The following is a 20,958-nucleotide window of genomic DNA, read 5'->3' on the forward strand; positions in this document are numbered from 1 at the left end:
GAGGTCGGGTCGGGAACGCCCGAAACCCCCGGGGCGGTTGCCTCGCCGGGGGTGGAACCGGACACGGACACCCTGAGGCGCCGATCACCGGTGGTCATCGCGGGGTAGTTAGGCGGTCTTCTCCGCGGCCGCGGCTTCCGCCTCGGCCTCGGGGTCGATGTCCGTGCAGGTCAGGACGCCCTCGTTGATCTCGCGCATCGCGATCGAGAGCGGCTTCTCCTGGACGTGGGTCTCGACCAGCGGACCGACGTACTCCAGCAGGCCCTCGCCGAGCTGGGAGTAGTAGGCGTTGATCTGCCGCGCACGCTTGGCCGAGTACAGGACGAGCTTGTACTTGGAATCAGTGTGGGTGAGCAGGTCGTCGATCGGCGGAGAGGTGATACCGATGGCGACAGGCTGGTTGCCAGACAAGTTCAGCTCTTTCCAGAGATATGGGGTGATCGGATCAACTTTACCAACTGATCGGCCGCCTCCCGAACCGAGGCGTTCACGATCGTCACGTCGAACTCCTTCTCGGCGGCCAGTTCGAGGGTCGCGGTCTCCAGCCGGCGCTCGCGCTCCTCGGCCGTTTCGGTCCCGCGGCCGACGAGGCGCCGTACCAGCTCGTCCCACGACGGCGGGGCCAGGAACACGAAATGTGCCTCCGGCATCGTCTCGCGCACCTGCCGGGCACCCTGCAGGTCGATCTCCAGCAGCGCCGGGCGGCCCTCGGCCAGCTTGTCCAGCACCGGCTGCTTGGGCGTCCCGTACCGCGCGGCCTTGTGCACGACCGCCCACTCCAGCAGCTCACCGGCCGCGATCATCCGGTCGAACTCCGCGTCGGAGACGAACAAGTAGTGCACGCCGTGCACCTCGGTCGGCCGCGGCTTGCGCGTGGTCGCCGAGACCGAGATCCAGATGTCGGGGAACCGCTCGCGGATATCGGCCGCGACCGTGCCCTTGCCGACCGCGGTCGGTCCGGCCAGCACGGTCAGCCGCGCCGGGCCACCGGCATCGGGGACCGGAGTCTCTGGATCGTGGCTCATGTTCTCGGGGTGCGTGGTCATCGTCACACCAGTGTCCAACGAGCCGGCCAGGGTTTCGGTGCGGCTCACTCGGCGAATTCGCGCATCAGCGCGGCGATCTGGTTGGACCCGAGGCCGCGGACCCGCCGCGTCTCGGAGATTCCGGCCCGCTCCATGATCTGCTGGGCGCGCACCTTGCCCACGCCGGGGATGCACTGCAGCAGGGCGCTGACCCGCATCTTGCCGATCACGTCGTTGGTCTGCCCCTCGTGGAGCACCTCCGTCGGAGACGCTCCCGAGTGCCGGATCCGGTTCTTGATCTCGGCTCGCTCGCGCCGCGCCGCCGCGGCCTTGTCCAGAGCCGCCGCTCGCTGCTCCGGGGTCAAAGAAGGAAGTGGCACCGTTTCACCTGTCCCGTTGTATGGCTTCGCAAGGGAACCTAACACGGCTCCGGCCACCCGCAGGACCCTGTCGGGGCAAGCCCTCAGTTCAGCGCCGGGACGTCGACCTTGCAGGCGTCCTTCGCGTGCGTGGTGATCGCCTTGTACGCCGTCAGCACGGTGCCGGTCTCCTTGCTCAGCCGGGCCAGCTCGACGCGGTCCGAACCCGCCTTCTGCGCCTGCTCGGCGAACTTCACGACAACCGCCCAGTCGTCCTTCACGGCGGCCGGCGCGGACTCCTGGAGTTTCTTCGCGTCGTCCAGGATCTTCACGTACTCGGCGGGCTTCGTCGGGTCGACCCCGGTGGCGTTGGCGGCGTAGCCGGCCAGATCCACGCAGTAGGCCTGCTCCTCGGTGCACGAGGTCAGCAGGCCGGTCGTTGCGAGCAGCGTCACGGCTGCGGCGATGGTTCGCATGTCAGTACGCTACCGGCCGTCATCAAACGATCCGAAACGGATACTTTCCGAGACCGGGCCCGCCGCGAGGCGGCGGGCCGGCCACTCGATCACGGGTTCTCGAGGTCGATCTTGCAGGTGTCCTTGGCGTGCTTGGCGATCGCGCCGGAGGCCTCGCCCATCTTCGCGCCCTCGGACTTGCCGAGCTCGGCGAGCTTGGTGGTGTCGCCCTTGGCGTCCTGCGCCTTCTTGGCGTACGAGATCAGCGTCGCCCAGTCGTCCTTCAGCTCCGACGGCGCCGACTTCGACACCTTCTCGGCGTCCTTGAGCGCCTTGCCGACCTGCTCGGTGTTCTTGGCGTCGAGGTTCTTCGCCGACGTCGCGTAGGCCTTCAGCTCGCCGCAGTAGTCGCCACCCGAACAGGCCGTCAGGGCGACAGCACTCATCGTCACCGCCGCCGCCAGGGCTCCCAGCTTCCGCATCGCAATCCTTACCTTCCACCGCGGGCAACCCATCGTTCCCCGTCACCGACACCCTCCCGAACCACAGGGTCATCTGGTCTGTCCGGCACGCCGTGAAGAACCTCGCACCCCGCGACTGGAACCGGTCCGTGATGTGGCGCGTCGGCCTGCCTCGACGGCGACACAGTTCGCGGCGACGATGACGCCGATGGCGACCCAGTCCGGTACGGCGAGGTGCTGCCGCAGGACGACGTACCCGACGAGCGCCGCGAGCACCGGGTTGATGCTCATGAACACCCCGAAGAACTGGGCGGGTACTCGGCGCAATGCGAGCAGGTCGAGCAGGAACGGGACGGCCGAGGACAGGACGCCGGCGGTTAACGCGTAGGCGATGGCCGCGGTGGTCGGCGGGTGGTGATGCAGTACGACGATTCCGACCGGGATGTAGGCGATTCCGGAGACTGTCGCGGCGGCTGCTGCTCCGGTCGCTCCTGGCAGTTCGCGGCCGACTGTGCGGTTGAGGAGGATGTAGGACGCCCAGCAGGCTGCGGCGAGTAGCCCGGCCGCTACACCGAAGTAGTCGGTGGTCGCTTGTGGACGTGTCAGAACCAGTACGGCGGGTGCTGCGGCGAGCGCGCAGATGAGGTCGATCAACCGTCGCGAGCCGAGTAGTGCGACCGCTAGTGGGCCGAGGAACTCGAGTGTGACGGCTAGGCCGAGTCCTACGCGGTCGATTGCTGTGTAGAGCGAAACGTTCATCACTGCGAAGACGAGGGCTAGTCCCAGCACCGGACGCCACTGTCGTGCGGTCAGTTTGTGGAGGCGTGGTCGCCCGATGGCGAACAGCACCACCGCCGCCATCCACTGCCTGACAGCCACCACACCAACCGGTCCGATGACCGGAAACGCCTGCGCAGCCACCGACGCACCGACCTGACTGGAGAGTCCGCTGGCCACCATGAGAAGTACCCCACCCAACCTCCGATCGCCGGTGTGGTTGTCGCGGGGAGAGGGTGCGATCGCCAGCCCCGCATCGGCGGCTGGGGCACCCGGGGCGCCGGCGGCCGAGCCCAGCGCCGGGGCGGGCAGGCGGGCGTCGCCTAGGGCACCCGGGCCTGGGGCGCATGGGTGGATGGCGGCGGAGGCGCCCAGCGCCGAGGCAGCGGTGGGGGTGGGAGCGGGCGGGGTGCTCATGGGGGCAGCGTGCGCTTGGTGGGTGGCTGGGCAAAATGCATCGCTGCGGTGATCTATACGCTGGGGTTATGGATGTGGAGCTTCGGCAGTTGCGGTGTTTGGTGGCTGTGGCGGAGACGGGGACGTTTACTGATGCGGGGATCGAGCTGGGGGTCAGCCAGGCGGCGGTGTCTCGGAACGTGCTGGCGTTGGAGGGGCGGCTGGGAGTGCGGCTGTTGCACCGGACTAGTCGGTCGGTGACGCCGACTAGTGCGGGGGTTCGGGTGTTGGCGCGGGCCCGGCAGGTGCTGACTGATGTCGAGGAGCTGGTGCGGGAGGCGACCAGTGGGCATACGCGGTTGCGGTTGGGGCATGCGTGGTCGGCGTTGGGGCGGCACACGGCTGAGTTCCAGCGGCGGTGGGCCGCGGAGCATCCCGGCATCGAACTGCAACTCGTGCGCACGAACACGACGACTGGTGGGCTGGCTGAGGGGTTGTGCGATCTCGCAGTGGTCCGGACGCAGCTTGATCTGCGGCGGTTCGCGCACATCACGATCGCGCAGGAGGACCGGTACGCCGCTCTGCCCGCCGACGACCCGCTGGTTCGCAAGCGCACGGTCACCCTCGCGGAGCTGCGGGACCGCGTGCTGAGCATTGATCGCCGTACCGGCAGCACGACGATCGACCTGTGGCCGGCGGACGCTAGGCCGCGGATCGAGTTCAACCAGGATGTGGACGACTGGCTCACCGCCATCGCGTCCGGCCGCTGCGTCGGCGTCACCGCGCAGGCGACCACCACGCAGTACCGACGCGACGGCATCACCTACCGCCGCCTCCGCGACGCTCCCCCGGTCGACGTCCACCTCATCTGGCACCGCCACGACCCACACCCCGCCACCCAAGCCGCAGTAGACCTCCTCACCGCCCTCTACTCGACCTAAGAGAAGAAGGTCGCGATCGTACGGCGGTCGGCGGGTTTCCAGAGGACGGTGCGGAGGCGGTCGATGCCGCCGACGGGCCAGCGGTCGGCGATGGCGCGGACGGTTGGGTCGGTGATCGCGGCGGAGAGGGCGCCGGGGAAGTCGCCCCAGACGACTTTGAACGGGCGGCCCCACATCTGCTCGATGCCGAGCTCGACCGGTGCGGTGATGCCGAGCCGGTTGTGCACACCGGCGACCGCCTCGTAGGCGGCCATCAGTGCCTTCTCGCGGTCTTGCCAGCCGTCGGCGCGGAGGACGGTGTGCAGGATCGGTTCCAGTTCGGGACCGCAGGTGAGCCGGGCGAACGCCGTACCGAACCATTTCGAGTACGGCGCGTACTGCCGCTCCATCAGGAAACACAGCCGCATCAGATCCTCGACGAGCTGTGCGCCGATCAATGCCGATCCGAGTTCGTCACCGACATAACCGGCGCGGCCGGCCAGATTCAGCTCGGGATGAACGCGCCACCAGGCCGAAATCAGCAAATAACGCCAGACGTCATCGGGGTAATACGCCAACCGATCCCGCACGGCCTGCAAACCGAGGTCGTCGTGGAAGACCTCCCCGGCCGTGAGCATCCGCAACGACTGCTCCGGCAGGGTGAACCAGTCCTCGACCCGCAGCCCGGCCGACGGATCGAACCCGAGTTGCTCGGTGAAGAATCCGCTCAGCGTCTGCACCTCGAGCAGTGTCGCCCGCCCGAGAAACTCCCCCGGCACCTCGGGCGGCGTCCACGAGGCATCCTCGACGAACAGCACAACCCGGGCCTCGCAGTTGTGATCCGCCGACATCGCGTCGTCGAACCCGAGCACCTCCGAACCCCGCCCGATCAGCGCCGCACTGTGCGGAACGGTCAGCTGCGGACCCACCACCCCGGCGTAGAACCGCCGGCACAATTCGATCCCCGAAATCCCCATGCCGACGAAGATCGCATACCGGCAACGCGGAATTCAACAGAAATCAGAAAATGGCGCGGAATTCCTCCGCGCCATTTGCCGATTCATATTCTACCGGTAATTCCGGGTGGTTGTCAGTAGCCGAGGGCCGTTCGGTACGCGTCGTTCGCCCGATCGGCCGCCTCCTGCAGACCGGCCGCAGCCGGCCCGGCGCCCAGGATCTCGCGCGAACTCGACGGTACGACGTTCCGCGCCGCCGCCTCGCCGAACACGGCCCGCAGCGCCTCGGCCGTTCCGCCCTGAGCCCCGAGTCCCGGGGCCAGCAGCGGACCGCGGATGTCCAGGTCCTCGTCGGTCCGCGAGATCGTCGCACCGACGACCGCACCGAACGATCCGAACTCAGCGCCGTCCGCGTCGTTGAGCGCACGCAACCCATCCAGTACGGCGCCCGCGACCGTCGGACCGTCGGTGGTCCGTGCGGACTGGAACTGCGGTCCCTCCGGATTCGAGGTGAGCGCCAGCACGAACAGTCCGGCGCCAGCGGTCCGCGCCTCGTCGATCGCCGGCTGCAGTGAGCCGAACCCGAGATAGGGGCTGACCGTCAGCGCATCACACGCCAGCGGGCCCTTCTCCGACAGGTACGCCGACGCGTAGCCGGCCATCGTCGTACCGATGTCACCGCGTTTCGCGTCGATGATCACCAGCGCACCAGCTTCCCGCAGCCGGATCGTCGCCTGCTCCAGTACGGCGACGCCCGCCGAGCCGAACCGCTCGAAGAACGCGGACTGCGGCTTGAACACACCAACCCGGTCGGCCAGTGCGTCGACCACCGTGTAGGTGAAGGACGCCATGCCCTCCGCGGTGTCCGGCAGGCCCCACTGGTCCAGCAGGTGCTGGTGCGGGTCGATGCCGACACACAACGGACCACGCGCTTCCATGACAGCCCGAAGCCGGGTGCCGAAGGGTTCGTGCTTCATGTCAGCCTCCTGTTGATGCTCCGGATCAGACCGGGCCCGCGATAGATCAGACCGGAGTACACCTGCACCAGACTGGCCCCGGCATCCAGCAGCCGTACGGCGTCGTCCGGGTCGAGGATCCCGCCAACCCCGATCACGGGAAGCGCTCCCCCGGTCTCCGCATGAATGTGCGCAACCGTCTTGGCCGCGATCTCGGTCAAAGGCCGCCCCGACAACCCACCGGCTTCGGACGCGAGCGGATGGTTCTCCACACCCACCCGACCGATCGTGGTGTTCGTCGCGATGATCCCCGCAACGCCGACGTCCGTGCACACACCCAGCAGTTCGTCGATCGCCGAGGGAGTCAGGTCAGGTGCGATCTTCACGAGAATTGGTTTCGAACTTCCATTGCCTAGGACAACCGCTTCCAGGTGCAGCGCGGTGAGCAGTTCCCTCAGGTGGCCGGCATCCTGGAGCGCCCTTAGCCCCGGCGTGTTCGGCGACGAGACGTTGACGGCGAAGTAGTCGCCGTACTGGTAGAGCCTCCGCAGCGAGATCACGTAGTCGTCGACGGCCTTGTCGAGCGGGGTCACCTTCGACTTGCCGATCGAGACACCAAGCGGGTAGCCGAGCGGTCCGTACCCCTCCAGCCGCTCGGCCAGGGCGGCCGAACCCAGGTTGTTGAAGCCCATCCGGTTGATCACGGCCTCGTCCTCGACGAGCCGGAACAACCGCGGCTTCTCGTTCCCCGGCTGCGGTTGCGCGGTCACCGTGCCGACCTCGACGAAGCCGAAGCCGAGCGCTCGCCAAGCCGGCAACGCGATCCCGTTCTTGTCCATCCCCGCGGCCAACCCGACCGGACCCGGGAAACGGATCCCGAAGACCGTCCGCGCCGCGCCTGCCGGGATCGCGCCGTAAGAACGCGAGAGAGCGCTCACCGCGCCGGGAACGCGCCCGAGCCGACGCAACCCGTGCAGCGTCTGCTCGTGCGCGATCTCCGCGTCACCCTTGCCCAGCCGGTACAAAACAGGCCGGACAAACCGCCTATACACCGAGGATCCTCGGCACCCAGTCCTGCAAGGACCGCACGCCGATCCCGCCGCTCTGCTGCGCCTCGATCCCCTGTACGGCGGCCGCCAGCCCCTGCACCGTCGTAATACAAGGGATGTTCCGGGCCACAGCCGCCGACCGGATCTCGTACCCGTCCAGTCGCGGTGAGCCGCCCTGCGTGATCCCGATCGGCGTGTTGACGATCAGGTTGAGCTCACCGTCCTGGACCATCTGCACGATCGTCGGCTCGCCGTTCGGGCCCGGGCCCTGGCTGCTCTTGCGAACAGTCACCGCCTCGACCCCGTTGCGCCGCAGCACATCCGCCGTACCTTCGGTCGCATAAATCTGGAAGCCCAGATCCGCCAGCCGCTTGACCGGGAAGATCATGTGCCGCTTGTCCCGGTTCGCCACCGACACGAACACCTTGCCCGACCCAGGCAGCGGCTGCGACGCCCCGGCCTGCGACTTCGCGAACGCGATCCCGAACGTGTCGTCGAAGCCCATCACCTCACCGGTCGACCGCATCTCCGGCCCGAGCACCGTGTCGACCGACCGCCCGTCAACAGTCCGGAACCGGTTGAACGGCATCACGGCTTCCTTCACCGCGATCGGCGCGGTCGGCGGCAGCGTCCCGCCATCGCCGACGGCCGGCAGCATGCCCTCCGCACGCAACGAGGCGATCGAAGCACCGAGCATCACCCGGGCCGCGGCCTTGGCCAACGGGGTCGCCGTCGCCTTCGACACGAACGGCACCGTCCGCGACGCCCGCGGGTTCGCCTCGAGCACGTACAGAACATCCCCAGCAAGCGCGTACTGCACGTTCAGCAGACCCCGTACGCCGACGCCGCGCGCGATCGCCTCGGTCGACTGCCGGATCTTCTCGATGTCGGCGTTCCCGAGCGTGATCGGCGGCAGCGCACACGACGAGTCGCCCGAGTGCACCCCGGCCTCCTCGATGTGCTCCATCACGCCACCGAGGAACAGTTCGTCCCCGTCGAAGAGCCCGTCGACATCGATCTCGACCGCGTCATCCAGGAAGCGGTCGATCAGCACCGGGTGCTCGAACGCCTCGCCGCCGCCCAGCCGCTCCAGCGCGGCCGAAAGCTCGTCGGCGCTGTAGACGATCTCCATCCCGCGACCACCGAGAACGTACGACGGCCGCACCAGCACCGGGAACCCGATCTCCTCGGCAACCCCGTGGGCTTCCGACGGAGAGAGCGCTGTCCCGTGCTTCGGCGCGGGCAACCCCGCGTCCGCGAGCACCTTGCCGAACGCACCCCGCTCCTCGGCCAGGTGGATCGCGGCCGGCGACGTCCCGACGATCGGTACGCCGGCATCCGCGAGCCGCTGCGCCAGTCCGAGCGGGGTCTGGCCGCCGAGCTGCACGATCACTCCGGCCACCGGGCCGGCCTGCATCTCGGCGTACACGATCTCGAGGACGTCCTCGCAGGTGAGCGGCTCGAAGTAGAGCCGGTCGGAGGTGTCGTAGTCGGTCGAGACCGTCTCCGGGTTGCAGTTGACCATGATCGTGCAGTAGCCGGCGTCGCGCAGTGCCATCGACGCGTGCACACACGAGTAGTCGAACTCGATGCCCTGCCCGATCCGGTTCGGCCCCGAGCCGAGGATCAGTACGGCGGGCTCGGTGCGGGTCGCGACTTCGCTCTCCTCGTCGTACGACGAGTAGTGGTACGGCGTCTCGGCCGCGAACTCGGCCGCGCACGTGTCGACGGTCTTGTAGACCGGCCGGATCCCGAGCGCCTGGCGGACCCCGCGGACCACGTCCTCGGTCAGCGACCGGATCTCGGCCAGCTGCAGATCCGAGAACCCGTGCCGCTTGGCCAACCGCAGCACCTCCGGTGTGAGCCGCGGCGCGGCAGCAACCTGGAGAGCGGTCTCGTGGATCAGATACAGCTGGTCCACGAACCACGGATCGATCTTCGTCGCATCGAAGATCTGCTCCGGCGTCGCACCGGCGCGGATCGCGTCCATGATGATCCGCAGCCGCCCGTCCTGCGGCGTCTTGATTGCCTCCAGCAACGACTCCAGATCGGTGGAGGGTTCGCCGGCCCAGGAGAACCGGGCCTCCGGCTTCTCCAGCGACCGCAGTGCCTTCTGCAGCGCCTCGGTGTAGTTGCGGCCGATCGCCATCGCCTCACCGACGCTCTTCATGTGCGTGGTCAGCGTGGCGTCCGCGGCCGGGAACTTCTCGAACGCGAACCGCGGCACCTTCACCACGACGTAGTCGAGCACCGGCTCGAAGCTGGCCGGGGTCTGCTTCGTGATGTCGTTCGGGATCTCGTCGAGCGTGTAGCCGATGGCAACCTTCGCCGCGATCTTCGCGATCGGGAAACCGGTCGCCTTCGATGCCAGCGCGGACGAGCGGGAGACCCGCGGGTTCATCTCGATCACGATCAGCCGGCCGTCGACCGGGTTCACCGCGAACTGGATGTTGCAGCCGCCGGTGTCGACGCCGACCTCGCGGATGATGCCGATCGAGAGGTCCCGCATGATCTGGTACTCGCGGTCGGTCAGCGTCATCGCCGGTGCGACCGTGACCGAGTCACCGGTGTGCACGCCCATCGGGTCGACGTTCTCGATCGAGCAGATGATCACGACGTTGTCGGCCTTGTCGCGCATCACCTCCAGCTCGTATTCCTTCCACCCGAGGATCGATTCCTCGATCAGCACCTCGGTGGTCGGCGAAGCGTGCAGTCCGGCCCCCGCGATCCGGGTCAGATCGGCCTCGTCGTACGCCATCCCGGAGCCGACGCCGCCCATCGTGAACGACGGCCGCACCACCAGCGGGTAGCCCAGCTTCGCGGCCGCACCGAGAACGTCCTCGATCGTGTGACAGATGACCGACCGCGCGACCTCGGCGCCGAGACCCTCGACGATCTGCTTGAACGACTCGCGGTTCTCACCGCGCTGGATCGCGTCGACCGAAGCGCCGATCAGCTCGACGCCGTACTTCTCCAGTACGCCGGAGTCGTGGAGAGCGATTGCTGCGTTCAGAGCGGTCTGGCCGCCGAGCGTCGCGAGGAGCGCGTTCGGGCGTTCCTTCTCGATGACCTTCTCGACGTACTCGGGGGTGATCGGCTCAACGTAGGTGGCGTCGGCGAACTCCGGGTCCGTCATGATCGTGGCCGGGTTGGAGTTGACCAGGACGACCCGGAACCCCTCCTCGCGCAGCACCCGGCAGGCCTGCGTACCGGAGTAGTCGAACTCGCAGGCCTGACCGATCACGATCGGGCCGGAGCCGATGACGAGGACCGACTCGATATCTGTACGACGTGGCATCAGGCCCGCCCCTCCATCAGCTCGACGAAGCGATCGAACAGGTACGCCGAATCGTGCGGCCCTGCTGCGGCTTCGGGGTGGTACTGCACAGAGAACGCGAGCACCCGGCCGTCGTGGCCGGTCAGCTTGAGTCCTTCGACGACGTTGTCGTTCAGCGAGACGTGCGAGACCTCAGCAGTCCCGTACGGCGTCTCGATCGTCCCCTCAAGGGGTGCGTCAACCGCGAAGCCGTGGTTCTGCGCGGTGATCTCGACCTTGCCGGTAGCGCGATCGAGCACCGGCTGGTTGATCCCCCGGTGCCCGTACTTGAGCTTGAAGGTCCCCAGCCCGAGCGCCCGCCCGAACACCTGGTTGCCGAAGCAGATCCCGAAGTACGGCTTGCCGCGCTGGAGCAGTTCCTTGAGCAGCGTCGTCGGGTGCTCGGTGGTCTCCGGGTCGCCCGGGCCGTTGCTCATGAAGATGCCGTCCGGGTTCACGGCCAGCACCTCGTCGAGGGTCGCGGTGGCGGGCAGCACGTGTACCTCGATACCGCGCTCGGCCATCCGCTTCGGCGTCATCGCCTTGATCCCGAGGTCGAGGGCGACCACGGTGAACCGCTTCTCCCCCTCGGCCGGGACGACGTACGCCTCTGCGGCCGTCACCTCTGACGCCAGATCGGCGCCAGCCATCGCGGGCTGCTCGAGCACCTTGGCCAGCAGCTCGGCCGGGTCGAGGACGTCGGTCGAGATCCCGGCGCGCATCGCGCCGCGTTCGCGCAGGTGCCGAGTCAGGGCGCGGGTGTCGATCCCCGAGATCCCGACGATGCCCTGCGACTTCAGCTGGTCGTCGAGCGAACGGGTGGCGCGCCAGTTCGACGGGACGCGGGCAGGGTCGCGGACGACGTACCCGGAGACCCAGATCTTCTGCGACTCGTCGTCCTCGTCGTTGATCCCGGTGTTGCCGATGTGCGGCGCCGTCTGGGTGACGATCTGACGGTGGTACGACGGGTCGGTCAGCGTCTCCTGGTAGCCGGTCATCCCGGTGGTGAACACCGCCTCGCCGAAGGTCTCGCCGGTGGCCCCGTACGACGTGCCGGCGAACGACCGGCCGTCCTCCAGGACCAGCAAAGCAGGCTGACTCATGATTGCTCGGCTCCGATCAATGTTGCGATGGATGCGGTCAGGGGTTCGGTGTCGGCCTTGCGACGGGGCCGGAAGCCGGTGTCCAGCTCCCGCCCGTCGTGGCTCCAGGTGACCACCACGAGGCCGGACTTCTCCGCGGTCACCTTGCCGGCGATGCCACGGTCGGTCCGGACGCCGGTCAGCTGGTCCGCGGGGATGAAGACATCCGCCGCTCCCTGCCGGTGGAAGATCAGGCCGGCCTCACTGACGGCCAGGTCCGCGGTACTGCGGACGCCCAGTTCGTGCACGGCGATCCGGTCCATCCAGTCGCCGGCGGAGGTGGTGGCGACGTACACGCCCTCCACCCCGCGGGTCGTGTCGGCCGGCACCTCGGGCAGCGGTGCCAGCGCGGACTGCCGGGCCTGGCGATTGCGCCAGCCCCGGAACATGCCGTAGTACGCCGCGGCGATCACCACGAGCGTGCCGGTAATGCCTAGGAAAGCCTTCACTTGGCGGCCTTGCCGTCCAGCACGGTCGGTTCGCCGCGCAGGAAGGTCGCAACCACCTTGCCAGGCAGCGTCATCCCGTCGAACGGCGTGTTCCGCGACAGCGACGCCGACTCAGCCGAGACGATCACCCGCTGCGCAGCCGGATCGACCAGTACGACGTTCGCCGGGGCACCGGCCACCAACGGCTGACCGTGGTCGCTGATCTGGCCGATCGCGGCCGGGCGGTAGCTCATCCGGTCGGCGACGTCGGCCCAGGTCAGCAACTTGGTGTCGACCATCGCGTGCTGAACGACCGAGAGAGCGGTCTCCAGGCCGAGCATGCCGAACGCGGCCGCGCTCCACTCGCAATCCTTGTCCTCGACCGGGTGCGGCGCGTGGTCGGTGGCGACGATGTCGATCGTGCCGTCGGCCAGGCCCTCGCGGACCGCCTCGACATCCTCCTTGGTCCGCAGCGGCGGGTTCACCTTGAAGACCGGGTTGTAGGAGCTCGCCAGGTCCTCGGTCAGCAGCAGGTGATGCGGCGTTACCTCGGCGGTCACCTCCAGCCCGCGCTTCTTGGCAGCCCGGACGATGTCGACCGAACCCTTCGTGGACAGGTGACAGATGTGCAGCTTGGAGCCGACGTGGTGGTTCAGCAGGATGTCGCGAGCGATGATCGCCTCTTCCGCGACACTCGGCCAGCCGGTCAGTCCGAGAACGCCGGAGAGCGCTCCCTCGTTCATCTGCGCGCCCTTGGTCAGACGCGGCTCCTGGGCGTGCTGGGCGATCGTGCCGCCGAAGGCCTTCACGTACTCGAGCGCGCGCCGCATCAACGCCGCGTCCCAGACACAGTCGCCGTCGTCGGAGAAGACCCGCACCCGGGCCGCCGAGTCCGCCATCGCACCGAGCTCGGCGAGCTGCGTGCCCTGGCGGCCGACCGTGACCGCGCCGATCGGGAACACGTCGGCGTACCCGGCCTCCCGACCGAGCCGCCACACCTGCTCGACGACACCCGCGGTGTCGGCAACCGGGTCGGTGTTGGCCATCGCGAACACCGCGGTGAACCCGCCAAGCGCGGCGGCCCTGGTCCCAGTGAGAACCGTCTCCGCGTCCTCCCGACCCGGCTCACGCAAGTGGGTGTGCAGGTCGACGAGCCCGGGAAGCGCGATCAAGCCGGTCGCGTCGATGGTCGTCACGTCGGCCGGCCCGCCGGTTGCCGCTCCGCCCGATCCGTCGCCGGCTCCGCCGCGGCCCGCCGCCGTGAGGCCGGTGCCGACGGCAACGATCTCCCCGTTGTCGATCAGCAGATCCGCCACCTCACCGCCGACGATCCTGGCTCCGGTGATCAAGTACGCGGTCATGCAGTCTGCTCCTCGTTCGTTTCGTTGCTACCTGACAACAGCAGATACAGGACGGCCATCCGGATGGCCACGCCGTTGGTGACCTGTTCGACGATCACCGAGCGGGTCGAGTCGGCAACCTCGGCGCTGATCTCCATGCCGCGGTTCATCGGGCCGGGGTGCAGCACGATCGCCTCGTCGGACAGTTGCGCCATCCGATGCACGTCCAGGCCGTAGCGGCGGGTGTACTCGCGCGCACTCGGGAAGTACGCGTCGCCCATCCGCTCGCGCTGGACGCGCAGCATCATCACCGCGTCACTCTTGGGCAGCACCGAGTCGAAGTCGTACGACGTCGTACAGGGCCAGCGCGACATGTCGACCGGCAGCAGCGTCGGCGGAGCGACCACTGTGACCTCGGCGCCGAGGGTGGACAGCAGCAGCACGTTGGACCGTGCGACCCGCGAGTGCAGGACGTCGCCGACGATGGTGATCCGGCGGCCGTCCAGCGAGCCGAGGTGGCGGCGCATGGTGAAGGCATCCAGCAGGGCCTGCGTCGGGTGCTCGTGGGTACCGTCACCGGCGTTCACGACCGCACCGGTCATCCAGCCGGAGGTGGCCAGCAGGTGCGGCGCACCGGATGAGCCGTGCCGGCAGACGACACCGTCGGCGCCCATCGCCTGCAGGGTCAGCGCGGTGTCCTTCAGACTCTCGCCCTTGCTCACACTGGAGCCCTTGGCGGAGAAGTTGATCACATCGGCCGACAGCCGCTTGGCCGCCGCCTCGAACGAGATCCGGGTCCGGGTGGAGTCCTCGAAGAACAGGTTCACCACGGTCCGGCCGCGCAGAGCCGGCAGCTTCTTGATCGGGCGGTCGGCCAGCGACCGCATCTCTTCGGCGGTGTCCAGGATCAGAGTGGCCTCGTCCTGGCTCAGGTCGCCGGCACTCAACAGATGGCGCATCAGACCGTCGCTCCCGTCTTGTCGGCGATCAGTACGGCGTCGGCGCCGTCGTACTCGGTGAGATGGACGGTGACGCGCTCGAGCAGTGAGGTGGGCAGGTTCTTGCCGACGTAGTCGGCACGGATCGGCAGTTCGCGGTGGCCGCGGTCGACCAGGACCGCCAGCTGGACCGCCTTCGGCCGGCCGATGTCGCCGATCGCGTCGAGCGCGGCGCGGATGGTGCGGCCGGAGAACAGCACGTCGTCCACCAGGACCACGACCTTGCCGTCGATCCCGCCCGGCGGGATGTCGGTGTGCTCGAGCGCGCGGGCCGGTTTCAGCCCGATGTCGTCGCGGTACATCGTCACATCGAGTGACCCTGTGGGCACGCTCTGCCCTTCGACGGCCGCGATCCGCTCGGAGATACGGGCGGCCAGTCCCACCCCGCGGGTGGGAATGCCGAGGAGTACGACGGGGTCGGCACCCCGGTTGCGCTCGAGGATCTCGTGCGCGATCCGGGTCAGTGCCCGGGAAATGTCGGAAGCATCCAGCACTGTGCGCGGTACGGGTACCGGGGCAGGGCTCATCGCTACCGTTCCTCCTTTCCTGCCTCTCGGGACAGGTCTTTAAAGGACGTTCGGACCGCTTGACATGGTATCGGATGTGACACGCCGTCTTGACTCTGGCCTCTGGCCCGGAATATTGTTACTCTGTGTAACCGAGGGGGGTTTCACCATCCGGGTTCCGTTCCGGCGGTCCGGACCATAAGAAACTAGTCGGAGGGAAGAACCAGAGTGCCGAGCGAATACGCGAAGACACTGGGTGGCAAGCTACGCGCCATCCGCCAGCAGCAAGGGCTGTCGCTGCATGGCGTGGAAGAGAAGTCCAAGGGTCGCTGGAAGGCGGTAGTGGTCGGCTCGTACGAGCGGGGCGACCGTGCTGTCACCGTCCAGAAGCTTGCCGAGCTCGCCGATTTCTACGGCGTCCCGGTCGGCGAACTGCTCCCGGGTTCGGCCAAGGCGGCAGCTGCCGCGGCGGCTCCGCCCCGGTTGATCCTCGACCTGGAGGCCCTGCACCACCTGGACGCCGGCGAGGCGGGTCCGCTGACCCGTTACGCAGCCACCATCCAGGCGCAGCGGGGCGACTACAACGGCAAGGTGCTGTCGATCCGTCAGGACGACATGCGCACCCTGGCGGTCATCTACGACGAGTCGCCGACGACTCTGACCGAGCGCTTCATCTCCTGGGGAGTTCTGAACCCCGAGGCGAAGGGTGACGTCGAAGACGCAGCCGAGGCTGCCGGCGCCTGAGCGGCGTAGTGTCGGTCGGGGCTCGTAGCAGCTTGCCCGCGGCCGCCCGCTCCGCTCAACCGCAGTAACCCCGAAACACCGCAGTACCAGCACCATCAATCGGCAGGATCTCCACCTCACCTGCCGACCGAGGCCGGGGCCGTTCCCCCCGCGCCATCAGAACGGGGACGCAAGCGCCGGCCCGGGACCGTACCGAGACGGTCACCGGGCCACCGAAGAAGGAGTGTCAGAGGGCTCGCCCCCCTCATCCCTTCACATTCTTGGCTGAGCTCAGATGCCCAGCGTCGGCTTGAGCTGCAGCAGCCGGGCCAGCAGCCCGTTCACGAAGGCCGGGGACTCGTCGGTCGACAGATCCCGGGCCAGCGCCACCGCCTCGCTCACCGCGACCACGTCCGGCACCTGGTCGTCGTACAGCAGCTCGTAGGCGCCGATCCGCAGGATGTTGCGGTCCACGGCCGGCATCCGGTCCAGCGTCCAGCCCACCGAGTGCGCCGACAGCAGGTCGTCGATCGCACCGATGTTCTTCGCGACGCCCTCGACCAGTGCGACGGTGAACTCGTTCACCGGCGGGTCGTTGTCCTCGATCCGGTCAGGCAGGGTGCCGCCGACCGGCAGCCCCCTGACCTCGGACTCGAACAGGACGTCCAGTGCCCGTTTCCGGGCCTTGCTCCGGGCCGACATCGCCGCGGATCAGGACGTGACGCGGCCGAGGTAGTCGCCCGTCCGGGTGTCCACCTTGACCTTCTCGCCGGTGGTCAGGAACAGCGGCACGTTGATCGTGTACCCGGTCTCCAGCTTGGCCGGCTTGGTGCCGCCGGTCGAGCGGTCGCCCTGCAGGCCGGGCTCGGTGTACTCGACCGTCAGCTCGACCGAGGCCGGGAGCTCGACGTACAGCGGGAGGTCCTCGTGGACGGCCACGATCGCGTCCTGGTTCTCGAGCAGGAAGTGCGAGGCGTCGCCGACGACCTCGGGGGTGATGTGCACCTGCTCGTAGGTGGAGCTGTCCATGAAGACGTAGGAGCCGCCGTCGTTGTACAGGTACGTCATGTCGCGCTTGTCGACGTTGGCCACCTCGACCTTGACGTCGGCGTTGAAGGTCTTGTCGACGACCTTGCCGCTCAGCACGTTCTTGAGCTTGGTGCGCATGACCGCACCGCCCTTACCGGGCTTGTGGTGCTGGAACCAGACGACAGACCACAGCTGCCCATCCAGGTTGAGCACCATGCCGTTCTTGAGGTCGTTCGTCGAAGCCACGCGGGTATACCCTTCGAAATCGATCAGCGGTAACACCGGATTGTAGCGGTCGCGGACCGTATCTTCCGACTTGCGCCACTCGCAGCGCTTACGCTGAGGTCCGGGACCTTGACCACCGGGAGGCCGGGCGTGGAATTCGCGATCTTCGTCGTGATCATGATCGTCGTCGCGATCGTGAGCGCCGCCAAGAAGCAGCGGGGGCCGGACGGCGCTCCGAGCCCGCGCGTGCAGAAGCTGATCGAGCGCATCCAGGCCCAGCAGGGCGGGAACCAGCCGATCCAGTTCCAGGGCCAGTTCACCCAGCCGCAGGGCCAGCCCGGACATGTGCAGAGCCCGCCGCCGGGGCAGATCCCCGGACAGGTGCAAGGCAGCCAGCAGGTCGCTGCCGCACTGCAGGCGCTGATGCAGGCCGGGCGGCAGCCCGCACGTCCGGGCGAGTGGTCGTCCCCCGGCCAGCCTCAGCAGTACCAGCCGCAGGCCTACCAGCCGGGTCCGTACCAGCCGACTTATCAGCCGCCTGCGACCTGGCAGCCGTCGTACCAGCAGCCGTCGTACCAGCAGCGCGGTCCGACGCCGAAGCCGAACCTCGACGCCCGGGTGCGCGAGCTGATGCAGGCCGGCAACGAGGTGGGCGCGGTCCGGCTGCTGTCTGACGAGCGGGACCTCGGTCTGCTCGAAGCCCAGCAGTACGCGCGCAGCCTGGTCACACCGGCCACCGACGTCAAGCCCACCGAGGCTGATGCCACGCCTTCTGAGGACGAGTCGCGGTACGTCGGCTCGGCCGCGTTCGCGGAGTCGATCTTCAACCTGGACCCGGAGGAGGACACCTGGGCCAGCGGCTGGGTGGACACTCCGGAGCCGGAGGACCGCACCGACATCGACGAGCTCTGGCAGACCGTCAGGAACCCGCCCCGGCCAACCGGCGCACCGTAAAGATGTGATGCCGCCGGACCAGATGGAATCCCGGCGGCACCTCAGCACCGACCCGATGCGCCTGCACCGACAACGCAGCGCCCTGCCACACAGCCAACTCCGGTACGTCGTCCTCCGGGTGCGCGCCGACGCCCTGCATGTTCACGAACCCGCACATCACGGCAGACGAGCTCTCCAGATGTCCACCGACCTCTTCGAACGCTATGGCTCGCGTCTGCCTTCCCAACTGCAGCGGTACGACGATGCGCCCGCCCGGCCGCAGTTGGTCGACCCAGGCCGGCGGAATGTCCCAGGCGGTCGCTGTCACGACAATCCGGTCGTACGGCGCGTTGCCGGGTGCGCCGAATTCGCCGTCCGCCTGGATGACGTGGACGTCGTCGTACCCGGCTCGTAGTAGTCCTTCGCGAGCCCGCCCGACCACATCCGGGTCGATGTCGACTGTGGTCACCCGTCCGGTCGGTCCGGTCAGCTCACGCAGCAGTGCGGCGTTGTAGCCGCCAGAACCGATCTCCAGGACGTGATCGCCCGGCCGGATCGCGGCCTGCTCGAGCATGACCGCGATGATGCTCGGCTGCGACACCGAGCTGATGACCATGCCTTCGGCGTCGCGTTTCATCAGCACCACGTCGTCGGCGTACGCGATCCGGAGCGGTACGCGCGGGACGAACAGATGTCGTGGGACTGCCCGGAAGGCGTCGGCCACCCGTTGGTCCCGGATGGCGCCCTCGGCGATCAGGTGCCGAGTGAGCCGCGCGCGCAGCGAGACAGCCCGTCCTGGGGTGTCCCTGCGCGCAGTCATGGTCAGTCCGTTCTGTCGCCGAGCGCTTCGAGCAGCGTCCGCAGAGTGTCCGCCAACTGCTCGCGCTCGGCTTTGGAGAGTGCGGCGAGCAGAGTCTCTTCGGTCTGCAGATGTCCCGGCAGGACATCGTCGATCAGTCGGAGTCCCTCGGCGGTGAGTGTCACCTGCACCCCGCGCCCGTCGGTCTCACTGGGCGTGCGGGTGACCAGACCGCGCGCCTCCAGCCGATCCAGCCGCTGGGTGATCGCCCCGGAGGTAACCATCGATGACCGCATCAGACCGGCCGGTGTGAGGCGGTGCTCGGAGTTGCTCCGGCGCAGGGTCGCCAGCACGTCGAACGATGCCGAGTCCAAGTCGTGCCGGGCGAAGTTCCGCCGGAGCTCGGTGTCGGCCACCTGGGCCAGTCGCTTGAGCCGGCCGACCACGGCCATCGGTGAGGCGTCCAGGTCCGGGCGCTGCTCACCCCACTGCTCGAGGAACAGGTCGACGTGATCGGGCATGGCTCCAGAGTAGTCCAGATTGCTTAGCGCTGAGCTATTGAATCTACCTTAGCGCTGAGCTACTTTATCTTAGTGCTAAACAATCGACTGGCTCTCCTTCTCGTCACAGCGATCACGCCGATCCTGTGGGGTACGACGTACTTGGTCACGACGGAGCTGCTTCCGCCCCACCGCCCGCTGCTCGCCGCCGTCATCCGCGCGTTGCCGGCCGGTCTGCTGCTCATCGCGATCACCCGGACGCTGCCCCGCGGCAACTGGTGGTGGCGCTCACTCGTGCTGGGCACGCTGAACATCGGCGCCTTCTTCGCCCTGCTGTTCGTCGGCGCCTACCGCCTCCCCGGCGGCGTCGCCGCCACGGTCGGTGCGATTCAGCCGCTCGTGGTGATGATGCTGTCGACCGGTCTGCTCAAAGAGCGGCTCTCAACGCGGAAGGTGTTGGCTGCGATCGCCGGTGTATTCGGAGTGAGCCTGCTGGTGCTGCGAGCGGATGCGCGGCTCGACACCTGGGGCGTGCTCGCTGCGCTCGGTGGTGCGGTCGTGATGGCGTTCGGCGTCGTACTGAGCAAGCGCTGGGCTTCTTATTCGCCCTCCCCCTCGCCCCCTCCCCTACTGGCCACAACCGGCTGGCAGCTCGTAGCCGGCGGCCTGGTCCTGCTCCCGGTCGCCTACCTGGTCGAAGGCGCACCCCCGGCCCACCTGACCCTCGCAAACGTCGGCGGCTACGCCTACCTGACCATCATCGGCTCCGCACTGGCCTACGCCCTCTGGTTCCGCGGACTGCGCGCCCTGGGCCCGACCGACGCGACCTTCCTCGGTCTACTCAGCCCAGTGGTCGCGACACTGCTCGGCTGGCTCGTACTGGACCAGCGCCTCTCCACTGCCCAGCTGATCGGCGGCCTGATCGTCCTGGTCGCTCTGACCACCGCCCAGCTCCGCAAGCGCGAGCGCCCGGTTCCGGCCAGCACTCCGGTGCTCCTAGCGACTTCTGGAAGGTGCTGACCATGCGCATCCTCGTCTTCGGCGCCACGGGCGCAGTCGGCAGCCGCGTCACCCACGAAGCCGCTGACCGCGGACATCAGGTCACCGCAGTGAGCCGCACGACACCCGGCACTTTCCCATCCACCGTTCACACGCGACGCGGCGACGCGTCTGACGCCGCCGCCGTGGCAGAGCTTGCCCAGGGCCACGACGTGGTCATCAGCGCGACCAGGCCCCGAGCCGGCCACGAAGCCGAGCTGGCGCATGCCACCAAGGGCCTCCTGGACGGACTGCGATCCGGCGGCCCCCGTCTCATCGTGGTGGGCGGCGCCGCCAGTCTGACTGTCCCCGGAACCGGCCGGACGCTGGTCGAGCAGCCGGACTTCCCAGCGGCGTACCGTCCGATTGCGGACGCCTGCCTTGAGCAGTTCGACCTGGTCCGGGCCTCCACCGACGTGGACTGGACTTACGTCAGTCCCCCGGACCTCCTTGAACCAGGCGCCCGGACCGGCAACTATCGACTGGGTACCGACGAGCTCGTGGTCGCTGCGGACGGCACTTCCTCCATCTCGCTGGAGGACTTCGCCATCTCACTCGTCGACGAGGCAGAGCGGGCGCAGCACCGTGGTCGGCGCTTCACGGTGGGCTACTAGGGCCATTCGGGCT

General features: G+C 68.1%; 24 protein-coding genes. 5 read left to right on the forward strand and 19 right to left on the reverse strand.

Going from position 1 to position 20,958, the window contains the following annotated elements; all coding sequences use genetic code 11:
• Positions 1–108 precede the first annotated feature (108 nt).
• From rpoZ to ACFTSF_RS22250, 6 genes are all read right to left on the reverse strand, one after another.
• The gene (gene rpoZ / locus ACFTSF_RS22225; protein ID WP_132166639.1) at positions 109–411 is read right to left on the reverse strand and encodes a DNA-directed RNA polymerase subunit omega; all 303 of its coding nucleotides are present in this window, start codon (positions 409–411) and stop codon (positions 109–111) included.
• Positions 412–413: 2 nt separating this feature from the next.
• The gene (gene gmk, locus ACFTSF_RS22230) at positions 414–1,025 is read right to left on the reverse strand and encodes a guanylate kinase (protein WP_380155763.1); all 612 of its coding nucleotides are present in this window, start codon (positions 1,023–1,025) and stop codon (positions 414–416) included.
• Between the two features lie 65 nt (positions 1,026–1,090).
• Positions 1,091–1,405, reverse strand: a complete 315-nt coding sequence (gene mihF, locus ACFTSF_RS22235; RefSeq protein WP_171678710.1) for an integration host factor, actinobacterial type — start codon at positions 1,403–1,405, stop codon at positions 1,091–1,093.
• An 83-nt stretch (positions 1,406–1,488) separates the two neighbouring features.
• The gene (locus ACFTSF_RS22240; protein ID WP_380155605.1) at positions 1,489–1,860 is read right to left on the reverse strand and encodes a hypothetical protein; all 372 of its coding nucleotides are present in this window, start codon (positions 1,858–1,860) and stop codon (positions 1,489–1,491) included.
• Between the two features lie 89 nt (positions 1,861–1,949).
• On the reverse strand, positions 1,950–2,321 hold the full coding sequence (locus ACFTSF_RS22245) for a hypothetical protein (RefSeq protein ID WP_380155606.1): 372 nt from the start codon (positions 2,319–2,321) through the stop codon (positions 1,950–1,952).
• A gap of 69 nt (positions 2,322–2,390) precedes the next feature.
• Positions 2,391–3,494: a DMT family transporter gene (locus ACFTSF_RS22250; RefSeq protein WP_380155607.1), complete on the reverse strand. Its 1,104-nt coding sequence runs from the start codon at positions 3,492–3,494 to the stop codon at positions 2,391–2,393.
• Between the two features lie 68 nt (positions 3,495–3,562).
• Between ACFTSF_RS22250 and ACFTSF_RS22255 the strand changes: the two genes are divergently transcribed.
• Positions 3,563–4,414, forward strand: coding sequence for a LysR family transcriptional regulator (locus ACFTSF_RS22255; RefSeq protein ID WP_380155608.1), 852 nt, complete (start codon positions 3,563–3,565; stop codon positions 4,412–4,414).
• On the opposite strand, the gene ACFTSF_RS22260 is transcribed toward ACFTSF_RS22255, so the two are convergent.
• From ACFTSF_RS22260 to pyrR, 9 genes are all read right to left on the reverse strand, one after another.
• A complete protein-coding gene (locus ACFTSF_RS22260) occupies positions 4,411–5,370 on the reverse strand; it encodes a DUF4037 domain-containing protein (RefSeq protein WP_380155609.1) in 960 nt (319 codons plus the stop codon). The two genes, ACFTSF_RS22255 and ACFTSF_RS22260, sit on opposite strands and share 4 nt — an antisense overlap.
• A 113-nt stretch (positions 5,371–5,483) precedes the next feature.
• Positions 5,484–6,326, reverse strand: a complete 843-nt coding sequence (gene pyrF / locus ACFTSF_RS22265) for an orotidine-5'-phosphate decarboxylase (RefSeq protein ID WP_380155610.1) — start codon at positions 6,324–6,326, stop codon at positions 5,484–5,486.
• A complete protein-coding gene (locus ACFTSF_RS22270) occupies positions 6,323–7,357 on the reverse strand; it encodes a quinone-dependent dihydroorotate dehydrogenase (RefSeq protein ID WP_380155611.1) in 1,035 nt (344 codons plus the stop codon). Before ACFTSF_RS22270 ends, pyrF begins: the two co-directional genes overlap by 4 nt.
• Positions 7,350–10,652, reverse strand: a complete 3,303-nt coding sequence (gene carB / locus ACFTSF_RS22275; RefSeq protein WP_380155612.1) for a carbamoyl-phosphate synthase large subunit — start codon at positions 10,650–10,652, stop codon at positions 7,350–7,352. The genes ACFTSF_RS22270 and carB overlap by 8 nt, the downstream gene beginning before the upstream one ends.
• Positions 10,652–11,773, reverse strand: a complete 1,122-nt coding sequence (carA, locus tag ACFTSF_RS22280) for a glutamine-hydrolyzing carbamoyl-phosphate synthase small subunit (protein WP_380155613.1) — start codon at positions 11,771–11,773, stop codon at positions 10,652–10,654. The genes carB and carA overlap by 1 nt, the downstream gene beginning before the upstream one ends.
• The gene (locus tag ACFTSF_RS22285) at positions 11,770–12,261 is read right to left on the reverse strand and encodes a hypothetical protein (protein WP_380155614.1); all 492 of its coding nucleotides are present in this window, start codon (positions 12,259–12,261) and stop codon (positions 11,770–11,772) included. The genes carA and ACFTSF_RS22285 overlap by 4 nt, the downstream gene beginning before the upstream one ends.
• Positions 12,258–13,601 (reverse strand): dihydroorotase, encoded by a 1,344-nt coding sequence (locus tag ACFTSF_RS22290; protein ID WP_380155615.1) that lies wholly within the window; start codon positions 13,599–13,601, stop codon positions 12,258–12,260. The genes ACFTSF_RS22285 and ACFTSF_RS22290 overlap by 4 nt, the downstream gene beginning before the upstream one ends.
• A complete protein-coding gene (locus ACFTSF_RS22295) occupies positions 13,598–14,539 on the reverse strand; it encodes an aspartate carbamoyltransferase catalytic subunit (RefSeq protein ID WP_344146231.1) in 942 nt (313 codons plus the stop codon). The genes ACFTSF_RS22290 and ACFTSF_RS22295 overlap by 4 nt, the downstream gene beginning before the upstream one ends.
• On the reverse strand, positions 14,539–15,105 hold the full coding sequence (gene pyrR / locus ACFTSF_RS22300) for a bifunctional pyr operon transcriptional regulator/uracil phosphoribosyltransferase PyrR (protein ID WP_344146234.1): 567 nt from the start codon (positions 15,103–15,105) through the stop codon (positions 14,539–14,541). Before pyrR ends, ACFTSF_RS22295 begins: the two co-directional genes overlap by 1 nt.
• A gap of 207 nt (positions 15,106–15,312) precedes the next feature.
• On the opposite strand from pyrR, the gene ACFTSF_RS22305 reads away from it, so the two are divergent.
• Positions 15,313–15,828, forward strand: coding sequence for a transcriptional regulator (locus ACFTSF_RS22305; protein WP_132412303.1), 516 nt, complete (start codon positions 15,313–15,315; stop codon positions 15,826–15,828).
• 270 nt (positions 15,829–16,098) lie between these two features.
• Here ACFTSF_RS22305 and nusB read toward each other — a convergent pair whose 3' ends face one another.
• Complete coding sequence (nusB, locus tag ACFTSF_RS22310; RefSeq protein ID WP_344146240.1) at positions 16,099–16,509, reverse strand: transcription antitermination factor NusB; 411 nt, start codon at positions 16,507–16,509, stop codon at positions 16,099–16,101.
• Positions 16,510–16,518: 9 nt separating this feature from the next.
• Positions 16,519–17,082, reverse strand: a complete 564-nt coding sequence (gene efp, locus ACFTSF_RS22315; protein ID WP_344146243.1) for an elongation factor P — start codon at positions 17,080–17,082, stop codon at positions 16,519–16,521.
• Positions 17,083–17,211: 129 nt separating this feature from the next.
• On the opposite strand from efp, the gene ACFTSF_RS22320 reads away from it, so the two are divergent.
• A complete protein-coding gene (locus ACFTSF_RS22320; protein ID WP_380155616.1) occupies positions 17,212–18,015 on the forward strand; it encodes a hypothetical protein in 804 nt (267 codons plus the stop codon).
• Here the strand turns inward: ACFTSF_RS22320 and fxlM are convergent.
• Both fxlM and ACFTSF_RS22330 read right to left on the reverse strand, forming a co-directional pair.
• On the reverse strand, positions 17,981–18,814 hold the full coding sequence (gene fxlM / locus ACFTSF_RS22325; RefSeq protein ID WP_380155617.1) for a methyltransferase, FxLD system: 834 nt from the start codon (positions 18,812–18,814) through the stop codon (positions 17,981–17,983). The two genes, ACFTSF_RS22320 and fxlM, sit on opposite strands and share 35 nt — an antisense overlap.
• Positions 18,815–18,816: 2 nt before the next feature.
• Positions 18,817–19,314: a MarR family winged helix-turn-helix transcriptional regulator gene (locus ACFTSF_RS22330; RefSeq protein WP_380155618.1), complete on the reverse strand. Its 498-nt coding sequence runs from the start codon at positions 19,312–19,314 to the stop codon at positions 18,817–18,819.
• Positions 19,315–19,386: 72 nt separating this feature from the next.
• Between ACFTSF_RS22330 and ACFTSF_RS22335 the strand changes: the two genes are divergently transcribed.
• Together ACFTSF_RS22335 and ACFTSF_RS22340 are read left to right on the forward strand one after the other, a co-directional pair.
• Positions 19,387–20,313 (forward strand): EamA family transporter, encoded by a 927-nt coding sequence (locus ACFTSF_RS22335; protein WP_380155619.1) that lies wholly within the window; start codon positions 19,387–19,389, stop codon positions 20,311–20,313.
• A 2-nt stretch (positions 20,314–20,315) separates the two neighbouring features.
• Complete coding sequence (locus ACFTSF_RS22340; RefSeq protein ID WP_380155620.1) at positions 20,316–20,945, forward strand: NAD(P)-dependent oxidoreductase; 630 nt, start codon at positions 20,316–20,318, stop codon at positions 20,943–20,945.
• Positions 20,946–20,958 lie beyond the last annotated feature (13 nt).

Source organism: Kribbella sp. NPDC056951 (assembly GCF_042674205.1).
In the GTDB taxonomy this organism is placed as follows: domain Bacteria; phylum Actinomycetota; class Actinomycetes; order Propionibacteriales; family Kribbellaceae; genus Kribbella; species Kribbella yunnanensis.